General features: G+C 61.6%; 16 protein-coding genes. 11 read left to right on the forward strand and 5 right to left on the reverse strand.

The window, feature by feature from the left end; genetic code table 11:
* Positions 1-7: 7 nt before the first annotated feature.
* Positions 8-517, reverse strand: coding sequence for an amidohydrolase family protein (locus tag OSA81_05850; protein ID MDE0898523.1), 510 nt, complete (start codon positions 515-517; stop codon positions 8-10).
* Positions 518-645: 128 nt separating this feature from the next.
* Between OSA81_05850 and OSA81_05855 the strand changes: the two genes are divergently transcribed.
* The gene (locus OSA81_05855; GenBank protein ID MDE0898524.1) at positions 646-1809 is read left to right on the forward strand and encodes a HEAT repeat domain-containing protein; all 1164 of its coding nucleotides are present in this window, start codon (positions 646-648) and stop codon (positions 1807-1809) included.
* Positions 1810-1813: 4 nt separating this feature from the next.
* Here OSA81_05855 and OSA81_05860 read toward each other — a convergent pair whose 3' ends face one another.
* Positions 1814-2908, reverse strand: a complete 1095-nt coding sequence (locus tag OSA81_05860) for a hypothetical protein (protein ID MDE0898525.1) — start codon at positions 2906-2908, stop codon at positions 1814-1816.
* A 109-nt stretch (positions 2909-3017) separates the two neighbouring features.
* Here OSA81_05860 and OSA81_05865 point away from each other — a divergent pair, with 109 nt between their 5' ends.
* From OSA81_05865 to OSA81_05890, 6 genes are all read left to right on the forward strand, one after another.
* Positions 3018-3461 (forward strand): RidA family protein, encoded by a 444-nt coding sequence (locus tag OSA81_05865; GenBank protein MDE0898526.1) that lies wholly within the window; start codon positions 3018-3020, stop codon positions 3459-3461.
* Positions 3462-3470: 9 nt separating this feature from the next.
* Positions 3471-4724 (forward strand): aminotransferase class V-fold PLP-dependent enzyme, encoded by a 1254-nt coding sequence (locus OSA81_05870; GenBank protein MDE0898527.1) that lies wholly within the window; start codon positions 3471-3473, stop codon positions 4722-4724.
* 42 nt (positions 4725-4766) lie between these two features.
* Positions 4767-5852 carry a PQQ-dependent sugar dehydrogenase gene (locus OSA81_05875; protein MDE0898528.1) on the forward strand — a complete coding sequence of 362 codons (1086 nt, stop codon included), beginning with the start codon at positions 4767-4769 and terminating at the stop codon, positions 5850-5852.
* Positions 5849-8029, forward strand: coding sequence for a DUF2723 domain-containing protein (locus tag OSA81_05880; protein MDE0898529.1), 2181 nt, complete (start codon positions 5849-5851; stop codon positions 8027-8029). Before OSA81_05875 ends, OSA81_05880 begins: the two co-directional genes overlap by 4 nt.
* Positions 8030-8048: 19 nt before the next feature.
* Complete coding sequence (gene moeB, locus OSA81_05885; GenBank protein MDE0898530.1) at positions 8049-9224, forward strand: molybdopterin-synthase adenylyltransferase MoeB; 1176 nt, start codon at positions 8049-8051, stop codon at positions 9222-9224.
* A gap of 559 nt (positions 9225-9783) precedes the next feature.
* A complete protein-coding gene (locus OSA81_05890) occupies positions 9784-10296 on the forward strand; it encodes an outer membrane beta-barrel protein (protein MDE0898531.1) in 513 nt (170 codons plus the stop codon).
* On the opposite strand, the gene OSA81_05895 is transcribed toward OSA81_05890, so the two are convergent.
* The 3 genes from OSA81_05895 to OSA81_05905 all read right to left on the reverse strand — a co-directional run bounded on the left by OSA81_05895 (position 10293) and on the right by OSA81_05905 (position 15022).
* Positions 10293-10688, reverse strand: a complete 396-nt coding sequence (locus tag OSA81_05895) for a hypothetical protein (protein ID MDE0898532.1) — start codon at positions 10686-10688, stop codon at positions 10293-10295. The two genes, OSA81_05890 and OSA81_05895, sit on opposite strands and share 4 nt — an antisense overlap.
* Before the next feature lie 28 nt (positions 10689-10716).
* Positions 10717-12852 (reverse strand): dehydrogenase E1 component subunit alpha/beta, encoded by a 2136-nt coding sequence (locus tag OSA81_05900; GenBank protein MDE0898533.1) that lies wholly within the window; start codon positions 12850-12852, stop codon positions 10717-10719.
* 91 nt (positions 12853-12943) lie between these two features.
* Positions 12944-15022, reverse strand: a complete 2079-nt coding sequence (locus tag OSA81_05905) for a thioredoxin domain-containing protein (protein ID MDE0898534.1) — start codon at positions 15020-15022, stop codon at positions 12944-12946.
* Positions 15023-15144: 122 nt separating this feature from the next.
* On the opposite strand from OSA81_05905, the gene OSA81_05910 reads away from it, so the two are divergent.
* The 4 genes from OSA81_05910 to coaE are packed head-to-tail and all read left to right on the forward strand — an operon-like array spanning position 15145 to position 17562.
* The gene (locus tag OSA81_05910) at positions 15145-15375 is read left to right on the forward strand and encodes a hypothetical protein (GenBank protein ID MDE0898535.1); all 231 of its coding nucleotides are present in this window, start codon (positions 15145-15147) and stop codon (positions 15373-15375) included.
* The gene (locus tag OSA81_05915) at positions 15372-15746 is read left to right on the forward strand and encodes a hypothetical protein (GenBank protein MDE0898536.1); all 375 of its coding nucleotides are present in this window, start codon (positions 15372-15374) and stop codon (positions 15744-15746) included. Before OSA81_05910 ends, OSA81_05915 begins: the two co-directional genes overlap by 4 nt.
* Positions 15743-16282 (forward strand): VTT domain-containing protein, encoded by a 540-nt coding sequence (locus OSA81_05920; protein MDE0898537.1) that lies wholly within the window; start codon positions 15743-15745, stop codon positions 16280-16282. The genes OSA81_05915 and OSA81_05920 overlap by 4 nt, the downstream gene beginning before the upstream one ends.
* Positions 16279-17562 (forward strand): dephospho-CoA kinase, encoded by a 1284-nt coding sequence (gene coaE / locus OSA81_05925; protein MDE0898538.1) that lies wholly within the window; start codon positions 16279-16281, stop codon positions 17560-17562. The genes OSA81_05920 and coaE overlap by 4 nt, the downstream gene beginning before the upstream one ends.
* The last annotated feature ends 55 nt before the right edge of the window (positions 17563-17617 follow it).

The raw sequence follows: 17617 nt of genomic DNA on the forward strand, positions 1-17617 counted from the left end.
CGGCTAGTCATATCGATTCAGCGAGGGGGAGTCTGAGAGTCGTTCCACCTGCACTTCCCGAGGACGACGGCTGAAGCAGAAGCCAGAGAAGCGGCTTCTCGTCGACTATCATGACCCCGGCTCGATCATGGAGATTGTCGAGGTCGTCGAGCGGATTGGAACCCAGGAGAACCAGGTCGGCGCGCTGACCGACTGATACGGTTCCGAAGCTGTGGGTGATTTTCCGGTGATCTATGACGTAACGATCTACCGTGGCGGTCCCGCTTTCCAGGATCTGCTGGTTGGTCATGCCCGCCTCTGACATGACCGCGATCTCACGATGGAGAGCGAGGCCGGGCACGTTGAACAACTGAGGTGAGTCGGTGCCTATCATGATCGGGGTTCCTGCGTCCGCCAACTCCTTGAGAATGCGGTTTCGTAGATCAAGGTACTCTCGGACTTCATCGGGAGCCCCCCGTGGACCCGGAGCAGCCTGCCGGCGCCAGGCATCGTGCTGCCCCTCGGACACGTATTTCATCTCAGGAAGCCGAAGGAACGGCTCGGGTGACCGGCCCGTGCAGCATGAACACGAAAACCTCCCAGAGGCCGAGCATGGCGCATATATTGTTGCGACTGCTCGGTAATTGCCCCAGCCTTGGTAGACCCATGTCTGAGTCAGACGGGATGAAGGAACTCACCGGACTTGCCCGCTCCATCGACGCTCTGTTTTTGGGAGGTGGCGACGTTGGCGAGTCGGCGCCTGCTGACGACGCGACCGACAGGGGTGAGCTTCAAGAGATGTCCGTGGCAGCGGCGCTGGAGCCCGTACACGCCATCGCTATGGCGCCCGCGCCCGATGACGACGAGTTCGTGCCGACGCTCCTGGATCTGGCTGTCGACGCATATGTCGCAGGGGAACTGGAGAGGGCCGCCGAAATAGAGTCGCTCGCGGCCGAGTGTCAGGCCAACAACGAAATCGATCCAATCGCGAGATCCGTGGTGAAGGTCGTCGCAGCTGCGGGAGTGCCGCGAGACGCGTCGATTTATGCCGTGGCCACGTGCATGATGTCGCCAGTCGTGCTTGGCCGGCTTGCCCGTCGCATCGGATCAGAGCGGGCCGAGGAGCGACGGCGGGAGTACTACGCCGTCTGCCGTGAAATCGGCGATGACATGGCTATGGCGATCCGCAACGACCTCGCTGGGACGACAGACCGTCTCTCGCGACGGATCCACTGTGAAGCGCTGGTCGAGATGGGCGACGCAGGCCGGCGGATGATCGAAGAGATGGCGGTCGATGAGAACCGATTCCTCGTTCAGAATGCGGTCGCGATCCTGGGAAATCAGGGTGGCGACAATGCGGTCGGGCTCATCACGAGCGCCCTGGCGAATCCGGACCCGCGTGTCCGTCGGGAAGCGCTCAAGTCGCTTGCCAAGCTTCAGGCGGAAGATTCAGGGGAGCTGGTGCGGGACCTCCTCGATGACCCTGATCAGAGCGTGAAGATCGGGGCAGCCGTTGCGGCTGGAGAACTGCGTGTCCGGCTAGCTGTGAAGCCTCTTCTCGCGATGCTCGATGCGAACCCAGACCCTGACGAGGTTCTACTGCTGTTGGGTGCGCTTGGGCAGCTGGGAGACCCAGGGGCCGTGCAGTCGATCAAGAAGCACGCCGTCCGTACCCTCTTCCGCAAGCCTCCTGCGGAGGTCAGGATCGCGGCCTACCGGGCGTTGCATCTGATCGGCACCCCTCACGCGAAGCAACTGCTCAAGGACGTCGTCCGCGACAAGGACGAGAACGTGAAGGCCGCCGTGAAAGAGATGGTCTACACCACGTAGCGGTTCACGTCATCCGAAGGATCCGGTCGAGAGCTGCCAGAAAGCGCGGTACCTCGGTCAACGCAGCACTCACCGGGAAGGGATCCCGAGCTGAGTGTCCGAAGAGGCGCGTGATGGTCAGGCGCGTCTCCGCCTGGGGGAGTGCTGCCGCGAGCCGTCGGCTCTCCGAGAACGGAATGAGGTGGTCCTTGAAGCCGTGCAGAAGGGTCACGGGGCGGCGAGCCGCTGAAAGGGCGTCAGCCGGATCGATCAGTGGATCGATCCGTCGCGCAGCAGTGGCCATGTCCTCCGCCAGGTCGGCGCCGTCGGCAGGGGTGGTGTCCGCATCCGCCAGGGGAGCGAGAAGAGCGAAGAGTCTCTGGCGGCCCTCGGAGATCCCTTCCTTGAGTTCCCGTATCAAGGGTTCGTACACCGCGTCCCATGATGCAGCGCCTATTTCACTCGCATGCACCGCGAGGGCTCTTAGCGCCTGAGCCACATCTCCGGCATCCTCATGCCCAGGGACGGCAGTTAGGTAGTTGGCTGCCACGATCCAGCGGCCGTACGGGTCGGGTCGCAGGAAATGCGTCTGCCCATTGGACTCGTGCCGGCCGGTCATCATGAACCGAAACGTCGCCTCAAGGTCACAATATCCGCCGAACCCAGCCGTGCCGCCGATATCGTCCATCAATCCGGGCTCACCGCCCGCGGCGATCGCATGTGGAGCGCCAAACGAAAAACCGACCACCCCGACGGGCTGGTCGCGCGCGACCCCGCTCTCCCTCAGACCCTGAATCGCCGCCCTGATGGTCGGCGCAGACAGCTCTGGCGCGAGCCTGAGCTCTCGCCATTCGGGCACCTCCGGTACGATCGTCGCGATCCCCGCCGAGGCGACCGCATTCGTGAAACGCACGAGTTGAGCGTGCGCACGCCCCGGGCGGGTGATGCCATGCGTAACCACCCAGGCCGGGACTCTTCCCTTGGCTCCACGCGGTCGGGTCAACGTTGCGGGAATGGTGACCCCATCACGGTCGAGCACGATGTCTTCTACATCATGCTCGCGAGGGCGTCCGAGCCATGCCCGGGTGTATCGCACCGTCCGACTACTGATCCGTGTCATGTCTGAAGCTAATCAGGTGCCCGCGGGTGCAGGCCAGCTCTTGCCGCACCGACAGCTGCGGAACATCATTTCGTGGGACTGAACCACCCACTGTACAAGGAGATCCGCCGTGAAGCGCCTCATTCTTCTGCTCGCTCTCGTCGCGTTTTCCGCGCAGCCTGTGATGGCGCAGGATGGCCCCCGGATCGCACACAATCCGTCATCGCGGATCCCGTTCAGTGCCGCCGTACAGGTGGACAACACCTATTGGCTCTCAGGAAAACTCGGTGCCAACTCTGAGACCCGAGCCATGACGGACGGGCGGATGGGCGAGGAGACGCACAACATCATGCGGGCCTTCGGATCCCTGCTCGAAGAGCTGGGGATGAACTACGGCGATCTCGTTCGGGCGACGGTGTATCTCACCGACATCGACGGGTACGGTGAGATGAACGAAGCCTATGCCCAGTATTTCGAAGATGTGGATGCTCCGTCCCGAGTCGCCATGGAGGTGGCGGGCCTCGTGGGAGGTGCCCTCATCGAGATTTCGTTCGTGGCCGTCAAAACGCACTAGACCCGACCGATGCGGTTGAATCGCCGGCGCTTTCTTGGCGTCCTGGGGGGGGCAACACTGGCCTGGCCCAAGACGATCGAGGTGTTGGCACAGGAGCTCCAACAGGGCGGAGCGCCCGATGACGAGGTGTTCTGGGACTTCGTGCGGAAGCAATTCCTGATCGCTGACGACCGCGTTTACCTGAACAACGGGACTCTCGGACCTTCGCCGCGTATCGTGGTCGACGCGGTCACAGAACACACCCGCCGGGTCGCCAGCACCTTCCCACCCGGCGTGGCATGGGATGACCTGAAGTCGTCAGCGGCAGCGCTTCTCGGCGGCGACCCGGATGGGTATGTCTTCCCGCGAAACACCACCGAAGCGATGAACTTCGTAGCGAATGGTATCGACCTCGAGCCTGGCGACGAGGTGGTGTCGACCGATCATGAGCACATCGGAGGGCTCGAGCCCTGGAAGTTGGTTACGGCACGCCGGGGCGCGTCCCTTCGGATCGCGCATCTTGCATCACCCACGGAGACGAGCGAGCAACTGCTCGACGCCGTGTGGGCTGAGGTGACGCCCGCGACTCGCGTGCTGTGTGTGTCGCACATGACGTTCTCGACCGGGACGGTACTGCCGATTGAGCAGCTGACGCAGCGCTGTCGGGCACGGGACATCATCTTCGCGGTGGACGGGGCCCACCCTCCTGGCATGCTCGACATCGACCTGGCCGCAGTGGGTGGCGATTTCTACGCGTCCTCCCCGCATAAGTGGCTGCTGGCACCTCAGGGGACGGGACTGCTATACCTGACTGAGCCGTGGCGGGAGAAGCTGTGGCCGACGCTGGCGTCCGGCGGGTGGGATGATCTCTCCCTTGGCGCGCATCGGTTCAATCATATGGGTACGATGGATGAATCACGGTTGGCCGGCTTGATCGCGGCGATCGAATTCATGCAGGCCCTCGACATGGCACGGGTCGAGGCGCGGGTCCGGTACCTGCGTCGCCGGGTCGAGGACGGCCTCCGCGCGATACCGGGCGTGACGATCGCGACCCCGGAAGCGGAGACAATGAAGGGGGCCATGGTGTCCTTCGAGATTGCCGGGGTGGAGTCGCTTGCCCTCCAGCGTCACCTTTCCCTTACGGCCAACGTGCGGACGCGGGTCATCGGCGAATACGAGTACGGGTGGATGCGGCTGTCGACTCACGTGTACAACACGCTGCAAGATGTTGACCGCGTACTCGGCTTGCTCGACGACGTGGCACGCAGCGGTATTCCGACGTAACGGAGTCCGAAATCGTGGACGAGATCTCAAGGAGAGCGGGGAGTGCTGAGAAAACCAGTCGTTCGAATTGCGGTCCTTACAGGGGTTCTGGGTGCGTCGGTGTGGTCGTTAGCCTCGGCGCAGAGCCTGAGCGTACCAGCCGGATTTGCGATCTCCGAGTTTGCGGAAGACCTGCCAGGCGTACGCACCCTCAAGGTCGGGCCGGAAGGACAGCTCTACGCAGTCCTTTCCCGATCAGGATCGGTGGTCCGGATTGACCTGGAGGATGGTCGACGGCGGGAGACGGTCGCCGAGGGGCTGAATCGTCCCTATGGACTCGCGTTCCACGACGGATGGATGTACGTGGGAGAGCGGACGCAGATCACGAGATTCCGCGGCCCTGAGTACGTGGGCGGCGAGGTCATGGTTGCTGATTTGCCTACCGGAGGCAGCCACTGGACTCGAGAAATCGCATTTGGTGCGGATGGCATGATGTATGTGTCGATCGGGTCGAGCTGCAACATCTGCGAAGAGCGCGATCCCCGACGGGCGTCTGTGGTGAGATACAACGCCGACGGCGGCGGGGAAACGATCATCGCCCAAGGGCTGCGCAACGCGGCTGGTCTCGCGATGGAGCCGGAGAGCGGCGTCTTCTGGGTCTCGCAGAATGAGCGTGACATGCTGGGAGACGACCTCCCAGTTGAGGAAATCAATATTCTTTCTGATGGGATGCATTTCGGATGGCCGTACTGTTACGGCGATCGTGTGCCCAATCCTGAGTATCGCGATCGTGCAGAATACTGTGCCACCACAGTCCCGCCTGCGCTGGAAATTCAGGCCCACTCCGCTCCTTTGGGCATGGCGTTCTACACAGGCGATCAGTTCCCAGAGGAGTACCGCGGGGACCTGTTTGTCGCGCTTCACGGCTCGTGGAATCGTTCGGAGCGGACGGGCTACAAACTGATTCGTGTCCGAGTTGAGAATGGTCGCCCGGTGGGGCAGGAGGACTTTGCGCACGGTTGGCTGACGGGTCGCCGCGTGACGGGACGACCGGTTTATCCGGTCGTCGGCCCGGACGGCAGCCTCTTCCTGTCGGATGATGAAGGTGGTCGTATTTATCAGATCGAGTGGACGGGAGCGCCTCAGTGACAGCTCCCGTGAAGGGTGCCATCGCGGCGGGGTTGGGAGCCTTGACGCTCTACATACTCACGCTTGCACCCACGACCGCGTTCTGGGATACGAGCGAGTACATCGCGACTGCCCACATCCTAGGGATCCCTCATCCCCCCGGGAACGCACTCTTCGTGTTCGTAGCGAAGGTCTGGAGCCTGCTTCTCGCGCCGACCGGGCTCTCGGTCGCGGTGCGCATCAACCTCTTCGCAGCGGTGACGAGCGCTGCCTCGACCGGTTTCTTTTATCTCATCGCGCACCGCGTCCTGTCGAGCATGCTCGAGTCCGACCGGCTCGCCCTAATCGGTGCTGGCGCTTCAGCTCTTCTCGGCGCCTCGGCGTTTACGGTGTGGAACCAGTCGAACGTCAACGAGAAGGTCTATACTTTGAGTGTGCTGATAATCGCGGTGGTCAGCTGGCTCGCGATCAGGTGGCACGACACTCGGGATCAGCCCGGGGGCGAGCGCTACGCCTTGACCGCACTCTTTCTGATGGCTCTCGGCTCGACGAGCCACCTCATGTCCGTGCTGCCCCTGCCCGCGTTTGGCATTCTGATTCTGCTGTCGGGTCCGATGCGGCTGCTCAAGCCACACGTCATTGGCCGGGCGATCGTCCTCGTCGCCTTAGGCATGTCGTTCAATTTTGTTCTCCCGATTCGGGCCGCGCTCGACCCTGTCGTGAACGAGGGCGATCCCGTCTGTGAATCGTTTGTGGACGCGGCTGTATCCATCTATTCGAACGGCAAGAAGGGCTGTCGCGCGCTTAGCGCCAACCTCACGCGCGAGCAGTATCAGACTCCGCCGGTCACCCAGCGTAAGGCCCCGTTCAGCGCCCAGATGGGCACGTATATGCAGTACTTCGAGTGGCAGTGGTCCCGCGGGCTCGACGCATCACCACTGCCGGTATCCAGTCGGCTTCCTTTTTCGCTCCTTTTTCTCTCGCTGGGGGCAGCCGGTCTCATCGTGGCGTTCAGGGCCGACAAGGCCGTTTTTTCTTACTTGTTTGTACTCGCAGGTACGCTGACTGTCGGACTCGTGATCTACCTGAATTTCAAGCACGGGTACTCGCTTCACGCGGAACTCCCACAGGCTCAGCGGGAAGTGCGAGAACGCGACTACTTCTTCGTTGCGGGCTTCATGCTCTGGGGAAGCCTCGCGGGCATAGGGCTCACCTGGGCCTGGCACTCCTTGGCCCGCGCACTGGGCGGAGGCGAGGCGAAATACAAGGTCGCGGCTCCTGTTTTTGTCATTGCTTTCATCCCTCTCTTTTTGAACTGGGGATGGGCGACCCGGGCGGGCGACTATGCTGCGCACGACTGGGCCTACGACCTGCTTATGAGTGTCGAGCCGTACGCGGTTCTCTTCACGAATGGTGACAATGACACCTTCCCGCTCTGGTATATCCAGGAAGTGGAGGGAATCAGAAAAGACGTCACGGTCGTGGTCGGTCAGTACCTCCACACGCAGTGGTACCTGCGCCAACTTCAGGAGCTCACACTGCCCGGGAATCAGCGGCCTTACCATGATAATGGCTTCCCGGATCTCCACGATGCGCGCGCATTGCCGCAACTCTCGATTACCCGGCTGACCGAGTCGGTTATGAATCAGGTCGGCACGGCGAGCCTCTCGGATGACATGACCGTTTCGTTTCCCAAGCTGGCCGTGACATATCCCGCAGGCATGGTGCTCGATCGGAGCCAGCAACTCGCGCTTCGCATCATCACAGACTCGGTTCGTGAACGTCCGATCTACTTTTCGTCGGCCGGGGGGCTCATGCAGCAGCTCGGGCTCGATCGCTGGGGTGTGCGACATGGACTCACGACCAAGCTCGAACTACGAAACATCGATACAGACCCGAACGAGGGCCTCGTTCTCGGTGGCCCGGAATACGGTGCTGACTGGTTCGATGTCGAGAAGTCTCTGAAACTCTACGACGAGGTCTATCAGTTCCGGGGCCTTCGTGATCGGGCGATCTGGGCCGACCGGTCGACCATGATGATGCCGATGCAATACTATGTGATGGCGCTTCAGCTTTCGAATGCGGCGACGCTCGACGGACGGGACCCGGCTATCGCCGCCCGACTGCTGGCGGATGCAGCTGCCTTCCAGCTTGTCTCGCAAGGTGGATCGTTGGGAACGCCTGGACTCAACCCGTAACTATGAGGTCGCACTGCCGGTGAGCCTCCCGGACCTCGAACGCGACGAGCTTTATCGCTATGCCCGCCATCTGGCGCTTCCTGGCGTCGGTGTGGCCGGCCAGCGGAAGCTCAAGGCTGCGAGGGTCCTTTGCGTAGGCGCCGGAGGCCTTGGGTCTCCGCTCGCGCTCTACCTGGCGGCTGCCGGCGTGGGCACGATCGGGCTTGTCGACTTCGACATCGTCGATGAGAGCAATCTTCAGCGGCAGCTACTGCACGGCACCTCCGATATCGGCCGGAGCAAGCTCGACAGTGCCGAAGACCGGCTGCGGGACGTGAATCCTCATGTCGCTGTCGTGCGTCACGACGAGCGCCTCTCCTCGGAGAATGCGCTGCGTATCCTCGACGGATATGACGTGGTGGTCGACGGCACCGACAACTTCCCTACACGGTATCTGGTCAACGATGCGTGTGTGCTGTTGGGGACGCCGAACGTGTACGGGTCGGTCTTCCGCTGGGAGGGGCAGGTCTCCGTGTTCGCCACTGAGGGAGGTCCGTGTTATCGCTGCCTCTTCAGGGAGCCCCCACCTCCAGGTCTTGTACCGAATTGCGCGGAGGGCGGCGTGCTCGGTGCGCTTCCTGGGATCATCGGATCCGCCCAGGCCATGGAGACGATCAAGCTGATCCTTGGCGTCGGCACGACCCTCGCGGGTCGCCTGCAAATTTTCGATTCGCTCGAGATGACGTGGCGCGAGGTGACACTCCGTCGAAACCCTGCTTGTCCCGTGTGTGCGGATACGCCCACGCAAACCGAACTCATCGATTATGAAGTCTTCTGTGGCGTGAAGGAGGACCCGTCCGTTGAAGGAAGCCAGTCGGAGTCGTCAGCAGGATGGCAGGAGCTCACGCCCTCTGACCTGTCGCACAAGCTTGCCGGCGAGGATGCTCCCTTTCTGGTGGATGTCCGCGAATCCTGGGAGTGGGCGGTCGGAAGCCTCGCCGATCTCGGTGCTCGACTGATTCCGCTGAGTGAGCTCAAAACACGTGTAGGAGAGATACCGCGAGAGCGTCCCATCGTCGTCTACTGCCGCTCGGGGCAACGAAGCAGGACTGCCGCCGAGCAGTTGTTGGAAGCTGGCTTTGCCGACGTTTCGAGTCTGACCGGAGGCCTTCGTGCGTGGGCTGAGAAGGTGAATCCTCAGGTGCGAGTTGTCTGACGTACCACTGCGCAATCTAGGTGGCAGTTCGTGGTTCTTGCCCCCGTCTCGCTGCGGACATGAATTGGCGCAGGCTCACACGCATCGGAGGGGAGTCACAGCAGACTGGCCGGAGCGACTGAATGAGATTAGGCACGGTGGTTCGCATCCTCTTTACCCTTGGTGTCGGGTGGCTCTTTGTACCTGACGAGTTATTGGCTCTACCGTCCCGTGCCATGGTGCTTTCTGATTGAGCTTGCCCCCGGAATACAGCAGGTAACGCAGGACGGTGACCCCATCTAACTCGCTCCGATCGAATGCACGGATCGGATATCGCATCGGACAGGGAAGGGAACTGTCTCTCTCCTGCGGATATTCCACAGCAGGGCAGACGAATTTTGCGACCGGCGCCTAGGGATACAGTTACAACGCGATTGTTCTGGGCTTCAACTGGATTTTCTGAGCCAGCCTAGGCTGGCCTCAGGCTAGAGGATGATTCAACCCCACGCAGGGACCCGAGCACCCGTGTCCCGGTATCACCGACAACCTTCTTATTCGAATGAGCCAGGGAACCCAAGTGATGCGACGTCTGATCGTTCTCGCGTTGTTCATGCTGATCACGCCCGTCGCGGCTGAAGCTCAGCCGCGACTCATGCTTGGTGGCGGCCTTACCACGCCCAACGGAGACGTTTCGACTTCTGCAAACCCGGGCTATCACGTGCGGGCCAGCATAGAGATCGGGATCCCGACCCTGCCGGTGGGACTCAGAGGGGATGGCACTCTGCACAAAATGGGTTCGTCACAGGCAGGCTTGGAGGACACACAGGTGCTAGCCGGTTCATTGAGCATTGTGTACACACTGCCCGGCATTGGACTTCAGCCATACATGCTGGGCGGGCTCGGTGCGTACCGAGTCTCAGCGGGTACTGAGAATGCTCCTGTCACGCAGACCAGTCGAGGGTACCACGGTGGCTTTGGCGTTTCGGTCGGTGGGCTGTTGTTCGGCGCGTTCGCCGAGATTCGCTACGTGCTTGTTCCCACCCCGGACAACACGGTGCGGATGATCCCGTTCACCCTGGGCTTCCGCCTCTAGCCGTCTTTAGCACTAGCTGACTCGTTCTGGTCGAACTCACGGTTGACCTCCACGTCGACCACTTTGATTCCGCTGACTCCGGCCGCCACCCAGAGGCGTCCGCTGTTGTAGGAGGCGTGGTTGACCGACTCCAGGCTGCCGAACTGAATTTGGCCTAGCACTTCGACCATCTGGGTGTCTGCACATGCGCTGGTCTCGAACGACTGGCCACCGACCGCTGCGTACACGCTCCCCTCTCCGTTCGATATGAACAGCGGGTCGTCTTGGACGGTGAGCGCGTTGGTTATCACCACGTCTGGGTTCAGGCCAAGGTCGTCCGGGTCTGGGATCGACACGTTGCCGACGACCTGACCGTTGTCGAGGGGCGTCGAAACAGGAAAAAATGAACACAACCGTGGAGTTTCGGTCAGTGCGTGGGGCTTAGTAGGCAGCCAGGTCCAACAGTGCATCGACCACATTGTGAGTCTGCGGAAGAATGACGTTCTCAACCTGCGGTGCATAGGCGACCCAGGTGTCCATGGAGGCGACCCGTTTCACCGGGCCGTCGAGGTACTCGAAGAGCTCGTCGGCGATGCGCGCCGCGATCTCCGACCCGATGCCCCATGAGAGACTGTCTTCGTGCACCACGACTACTTTGTTCGTCTTCTTCACCGAGTCGGCGATCCGCTCCATGTCGAACGGCTGCACGGTTCGCAGATCGATGACTTCGGCTTCGATACCGTGCTTTTCGGAAGCGATTTTGGCGGCATCGAGGCTTCGCTTCACCAAGGCACCACACGTGACCACGGTCACGTCGCTCCCCTCGCGTCGCACCTTCGCTTTCCCGAACGGGATCATGTACTCAGGCCCAGGGTCGCGACCCTTGTTGTAGACTTGACGGTACAGATGCTTGTGCTCGAGGAAGAGCACGGGATCCTCGCAGCGAATCGCAGTGCGGAGCAGGCCGGCTGCGTCCTCTGCGGTCGCCGGCATGCAGACGTGAAGGCCCGGGCAATGGGTGAAGAGCGTCTCCCCGGTCTGGGAGTGATAGATCGCTCCCCCCTTCAGGTAGCCGCCGTAGGTGACCCTGATGACGGAGGAGGCCGAGAATGCCCCGTTCGACCGGTACCGCATGGTCGCCATCTCGTTGCGGATCTGCATCATCGCCGGCCAGATGTAGTCGAAGAACTGAATCTCCACGACTGGCTTCATGCCCCGGATGGCCATTCCGACCGCGCGCCCTGCTATGTTCGCCTCAGCGAGTGGCGAGTTGTAGACACGAGCTGACCCAAACGCCTGCTGCAGCCCGTGGGTGACCTTGAAGACGCCGCCCTTGCCCTTCACCTCGGCGAGAATCTCCTCGCGTGAGGCGTCCGCCACGTCCTCACCAAAGACGACCATGCGCGGGTCGCGCTCCATCTCTGTGAGCATGCAGGAGTTCAGCAAGTCGACCATCGTGAGGAGTTTGTCGTCCGTGTACCGCGGCGAGTCCTCCGTGTCGAAGTCCGACGATGTCGGGTCGACATCCTCGGAGAAGAGGTGTCTCATCGCAGTGGACGGGTCCGGCTGGGGCGACTCCAGAGCTTCGTCTGCAGCTGCCGCCACTTCCGCCTCGATGGATACCTCGAGGGCATTAAGCGACTCTACGGTCGCGGCCCCGATCGAGATCAGGAGCGCACGGGTCAGGGCGAGCGGATCACGACTCTCTTGCTCCTCTATCTCCTCACGGGTGCGGTACGCGCGCTCATCATCTGACATCGAGTGCGAGTACGGTCGTGTCGTGTGGGCGTGCAACATTGCCGGCCCCTTCCGTGCACGAGCGTAGGCAATCGCCTCGCCAGCGGCCCGGTACGTGTCGACCACATCAGTTCCGTCGCATTCCACGATGTGCAGCCCTGGGAAACTCGATGCGAGCCGTGAGATACTGCCACCAGCGGTCTGAACCTCAACTGGCACACTGATCGCGTAGCCGTTGTCCTGCACGACGTAAACAACCGGGAGTGCAAGGTTGGTCGCGGTGTTCAGCGATTCCCAGAACTCACCCTCGGACGTCGCGCCGTCACCCGTGCACACGATGACGATTTCGTCCTCAGCGAAGATGTCAATCAGATCGCGGAGCCCGGGCACTGACTCGATCTTCGTTCCGGCCTCGGCGCTACCTACGGCCTGCAGGAACTGTGTGCCGGTCGGCGATGACGAAGATGGCGTGTTGAACCTGAGATCACCGAAGTGACCCGGCATCTGACGTCCGCCAGATGAAGGGTCTGCTTCCGCGCCCACGGCCTGCAAGAGATGATCCAGCGGAGTCTGACCAAGCGACAGCATCATCGCGCGGTCCCGATAGTACGGGTAGAACCAGTCGCTCGTCGGACGACAGTGCTCCGCGACGGCTACACCGACGGCTTCGTGGCCGGCGCTGGAAATCTGGAAGAAGACTTTGTTTTGGCGCTTCAGGCTCATCTCGCGGTCATCGATACGACGGGACGTGACCATGCAGCGGTAGAAGCTGAGAATCTGCTCGTGCGAGAGGCCGGCGAGGTCTGGCCCCTCAGGGATTTTTCGTTCTTGCGTTGCCATCGAGTGCCGGGTGAGATGAACTCAGGTAAGACCTCAAAGATATCGCACTTGGTACCTGCGCGAAGGGGTGGCTAGGTGTCTCGCGGCCGCTCTATCTCGTGGAGAACTGTGCATCCTCGACGAGCATCCTCAACTCCCGGGCGAGTGCCGACGCTTCGTTGACTGGGAGTCGGCACGCGTAGTTGCTGCACACCCAGGCGGTCGGCTTTCCGTTCACTGGTTCGCGATTCTCGAGTAGCGGTGTGCCGGACCCTGATCCACTCCCACGGGTCCCCGCGATGACTAGGTTCGCGTGCAACGACGAATGAGCGGCTCGGATCAGTCGGTCGGTCGCACCGCCATCGAGGCCATCGTCCTTGAGGCCGACGATTGCGATCTCGGCAGGTGCGGTGCTCAGGCGCTGTCCGACCACCAGCATTCGACCGAAGGCGGGCCCGAACTGTTTCATGGCATCGGCTTCGCGATCCACGATTCTCTGTGAGATGTCGAGCCACGCCGAACGGCCCAAGATCTGTCCGGTGCGGGCCAGAAGTTCAGCAGCGAGCGACGGACCTGACGGCGTCACGTTGTCCATTGGGTCTCGCGGGCGAAGGATCAGAGCCTCGGCATCGGCCGCAGTGTCAAAGACCGTTCCGGATTTTTCGTCCCAGAATCTCGTGACCACTTCGTTTGCCAGCCACACTGCTGCGTCCAGCCACTTCGGTTCGAGGGTTGCTGCATGCAGGCTGAGGAGTGCGTTGCCCAGAGAGGCATGATCGTCCAGGAACGCCAGACCTTTCGCCTCGCCGGCCATCGAGCTGTGGAGCAAGCGGTCGTTGGGCCTCAGGTGCGACCACACGTGTTCGGCTGCACGACTGGCCACGTCCACGTAGTCGGCACGGTCCAGTGCGGCTCCGGCCTCCGCAAATGCTCGGATCGCGAGTCCGTTCCAGGAGGCAATGATCTTCTCGTCCCGGAACGGCGCTTCGCGCTTCTGACGGGCCGCGAACAACTTCGCCCGGCATGAAACGATCTTTTCCTCCAGAACGGCCTCCGGCAGGCCGGTCGCTGATGCGAGATCCTCCACGGTCTCGCCGAGATGCGGAATGTTGCGACCTTCGAAATTGCCGCCCTCTGTGACGCCGTAGATGCGATTGAACAGGCCGGCGTCGGGGCCGAGAATCGAGTCGATTTGGGCGAGGGTCCACACGTAGAATGTGCCCTCTTCTCCCTCCGAGTCCGCGTCGCGCGCCGAATAGAATCCGCCGGTCGAGTCGGTGAGGTCTCTCGAGACGTAGTCGAGTGTATCGAGCACGACTTCGCGCAGGTCGTCCGAGTCTGTAAGGCGCCAGGCGTCCAGGTAGGCCCGAGCGAGCAGAGCGTTGTCATACAGCATCTTCTCGAAATGGGGCACCAGCCACCGACTATCCACGGAATAGCGGTGAAACCCTCCACCTATATGGTCTCGTATACCTCCGGCGGCCATGCGGCGCAGCGTGTGCACTGCCATTTCGAGCGCTCGGGGTTCACCAGAGCGAACGTGGTGCACCATCAGGAACTCGAGCGTCACCGGTTGGGGAAACTTCGGAGCTCTGCCGAAGCCCCCGTACGTCGCGTCATACCGGTTCGCGAGCACCCGCCAGGCTTCCTGAAATACTTCCGATCCGACCTTGCTTTCCGACGCACCTGTTGCCGTCTTGCGAAGCGCGTCCATAAGCTTCTCTGCTCCACGCCGCACGTCCTCGCGCCGATTAGTCCACGTGTCCGCGATTGACTCCAGAATTTGCGGCAGGGAGGGCATGCCCGGCTGCGGCTCCGGCGGGTAGTAGGTGCCTCCAAAGAACGGGATGCCTTCCGGCGTGAGAAAAACGGTCATGGGCCATCCACCGCGACCCGTCATCGCCTGTACGGCCTTCATGTAGATCTGGTCGATATCTGGTCGCTCTTCCCGATCGACCTTGATGTTCACGTAGAGCTTGTTCATTAGTGCCGCGATCGCTGGATCCTCGAACGATTCTCGCTCCATGACATGACACCAGTGGCAGGAGGAGTAGCCGACGGACAGCAGGATCGGCCGGTCCTCGGAGACAGCTCGTTCGAGCGCTTCCGGGCCCCAGGGATACCAGTCAACTGGGTTGTCGGCATGCTGCTGCAGATACGGGCTGGACTCTTGCGCGAGTCGATTGGACATGGGTATTTCCAACCCTGATTCGTTACCTTTCTGGCGACCTTCTTCGGGGGAGCGTACTCCCACGGGGGGCGTTCGATCCGATGGAGAATGAGCCGCTGTACCTTCGAATTGCTGGACTCGCCGTGCGGCGCCCGCGAATGATCCCGTACTTGCTTCGGGCTGCCTGGGCCTTCCGGGCTCGGGACTGGTATCGCCGGCCTCCGTTTGTGCCTCTGCCTCCGCTTTCCTATATGCGCTGGCGGCTCGATACAGCATACGGCAACCCTGACGCAGAGCCTACGATCGACGAGATGGAACGTTATCTCGTCTGGTCCGCGCGGATGCGGACGCAGATGAAGAGTCCGCAGGTATGACTCGACTGCTCCTGCTTGTCATTTTCGTCATTGTGACCTGCGCCTACTTCACGAAAACGCGCGCGATTCTGCTCAATGCAGCCAAGCCGATCGTGACGCCGATCCTGAAGTGGAATACAGGTGAGGAGATGAACCAGGTAGCGCGCAACGTCTTGGAGCACGGGCGTCTGTACGGACAATTGCCGAGCGGAGAGGCTTGGCTTGGCTGGCTCGATTCGAGGTATCCGACGACTGATATGCGACTCGATCCCTGGGGGTCGGCCTATCAGCTCGAGGTGCTTCCCGACTCCGTCGCCATCATCTCTCTGGGGCCGGATCGCGTACGGCTCACAGACGACGACTTCCGCGTGATAGTCTCTCGGGGATCATGAATCGGTCTCGCGTGCTCCTGATCGTTCTGGCTTGGTTGGTCACGATCGTGCTCGTGTCCTCTACGCTTGGTCGCGAGATCTACGCGGGACGAAGCCCCGGCCTCGGTTCGTTCGCCCTCGTGAATTTCGCTGGATACCTCTTTTTTCTCGTGATGCCGATCGAGGCGCTGGTCCCGATCTATGAAGCCGAAGGGCATGCCGCAGGGACCCTGATCATGCTCGCGGTCATCTCGGGTCTCGCTGGTCAGGTGATCGACTATGCAATCGGTCGGGTGCTGAGTGACCGCGCCCTCGGGTACATCGGAGAAAAGCGTTTCGAGCGGTTCAACACGAAGATCGAGAAGTGGGGTGGCTGGGCCATCCTGCTGTTCAACTTCCTACCCCTGTCCTCGCCGACCATGCTCCTCGTGGCGGGCATGACCCGATACAACGCGCTTCGCGCGTTTGCGTTCAGCTCCCTGGGGCTGACCGGGAAGTATGTGATGATCATCTACATTTTCGATCTGACCGCGTGGTGGGCGTCCAGGACCCCGTGAGCGAACTGATTTCCGTAGCGCTCACCGGAAATGTCGCCTCCGGAAAATCGACGGTAGCTGATCGATGGGCGGCATTGGGCGTGCCCGTGATCAGTGCCGATGAGCTCTCGCGTCAGGCCGTGCTGCCGGGTACGCCAGGCCTCGACGAGATCCGGGCAGTGTTCGGCGAGGGGATTCTTGCTGCGGATGGGACGCTGGACCGTGGTCGACTTCGGTCAGTCATCTTCGAGGACCATGGTCAGCGAAAGAAGTTGGAGGAGATCCTTCACCCGAAGATCTGGGCATTGCGCTCTCACTGGCTCGAAGAGCAGCGAGCAACTGGCGTCAAGTTGGTGGTTTCGGAGATTCCGCTTTTGTTCGAATCCGGTCGGAAGGCCGACTTCGATCACGTGGTGGTTGTCGATGCCCCGGGAGAGGTCAGGCTCGAGCGCATGGTGGAGACACGTGGACTCGATGTGGTCGAGGCGAAGCGTATCATCGCATCGCAGATGGACGCGGACCTCAAGCGATCAGCCGCGGACTATGTAATCGACAACGTTGGTGACCGAGCGGCCCTCGATGCAGAAGCGGATCGAATTTTGGGTCTTCTTTGTGGATCAGAGACGACTCGCTCCAGCATGCGGATCGACATGCATCTCCACACGGAGGGGTCGTGGGACTGTCTTTCCGACGCGGAAAGAATCCTAGAGCGATTGCTGGAGTTGGGCTACGACCGATTCGCGATCACCGATCACAACAAGGTGCACGTCGCGCTGCGGATGGCCGAGAAGTACCCAGACCGAATCATCCCGGGTGAGGAAGTGAAGACCGGTGAGGGCATCGACGTCATCGGCCTTTATCTTACCGAGGAGATTCCTAAGGGCACGCCGGCCGAAGAGACGATTCGACGTATCCGGGAACAGGGCGGGATTCCGTATCTGCCGCATCCGTACGCGGGAAGAAAGGGCGGCGGCGGAAAGTACGCCGATATGCTCGGACCGCTCTGCGATGTCATCGAGGTATTCAACGCCCGCCTGCACTCGGTCCAAGAGAACCATCGAGCGCAGCTTCTCGCACAGACGTACGGGAAGCTCCGGGGCGCGGGGTCGGACGCTCACACCATCGGAGAGCTGGGTAACGCCTTTGTCGATCTCCCGTTTCATGCCAATCGCCCCGACGCGCTGTTGGCGGCTCTTGGGTCGGCCTCGATGGGCGGAACTGAGGCGTCGCGGCTCGTACACCTTGGCTCAACGTGGGCGAGGGTAAGGAAGAATCTCCCGGGCGGTCGCTCGACCGAGTAGCGGCCGGCCCCCCGCTGGCAGTACGTTTTATTTCCGTCCACCAGCGGACGGTCGA

Source organism: Longimicrobiales bacterium, assembly GCA_028823235.1.
In the GTDB taxonomy this organism is placed as follows: Bacteria; Gemmatimonadota; Gemmatimonadetes; order Longimicrobiales; family Gaopeijiaceae; genus UBA2589.

What these genes read in the sequence shown, in the direction of transcription:
- OSA81_05915 (MDE0898536.1), top strand. Translation starts at nt 15,372, where the DNA reads ATGACTCGACTGCTCCTGCTTGTCATTTTCGTCATTGTGACCTGCGCC.
- OSA81_05850 (MDE0898523.1), bottom strand. Translation starts at nt 517, where the DNA reads ATGAAATACGTGTCCGAGGGGCAGCACGATGCCTGGCGCCGGCAGGCT.
- OSA81_05900 (MDE0898533.1), bottom strand. Translation starts at nt 12,852, where the DNA reads ATGGCAACGCAAGAACGAAAAATCCCTGAGGGGCCAGACCTCGCCGGC.
- OSA81_05905 (MDE0898534.1), bottom strand. Translation starts at nt 15,022, where the DNA reads ATGTCCAATCGACTCGCGCAAGAGTCCAGCCCGTATCTGCAGCAGCAT.
- OSA81_05920 (MDE0898537.1), top strand. Translation starts at nt 15,743, where the DNA reads ATGAATCGGTCTCGCGTGCTCCTGATCGTTCTGGCTTGGTTGGTCACG.
- OSA81_05855 (MDE0898524.1), top strand. Translation starts at nt 646, where the DNA reads ATGTCTGAGTCAGACGGGATGAAGGAACTCACCGGACTTGCCCGCTCC.
- OSA81_05890 (MDE0898531.1), top strand. Translation starts at nt 9,784, where the DNA reads ATGCGACGTCTGATCGTTCTCGCGTTGTTCATGCTGATCACGCCCGTC.
- OSA81_05870 (MDE0898527.1), top strand. Translation starts at nt 3,471, where the DNA reads ATGCGGTTGAATCGCCGGCGCTTTCTTGGCGTCCTGGGGGGGGCAACA.
- OSA81_05860 (MDE0898525.1), bottom strand. Translation starts at nt 2,908, where the DNA reads ATGACACGGATCAGTAGTCGGACGGTGCGATACACCCGGGCATGGCTC.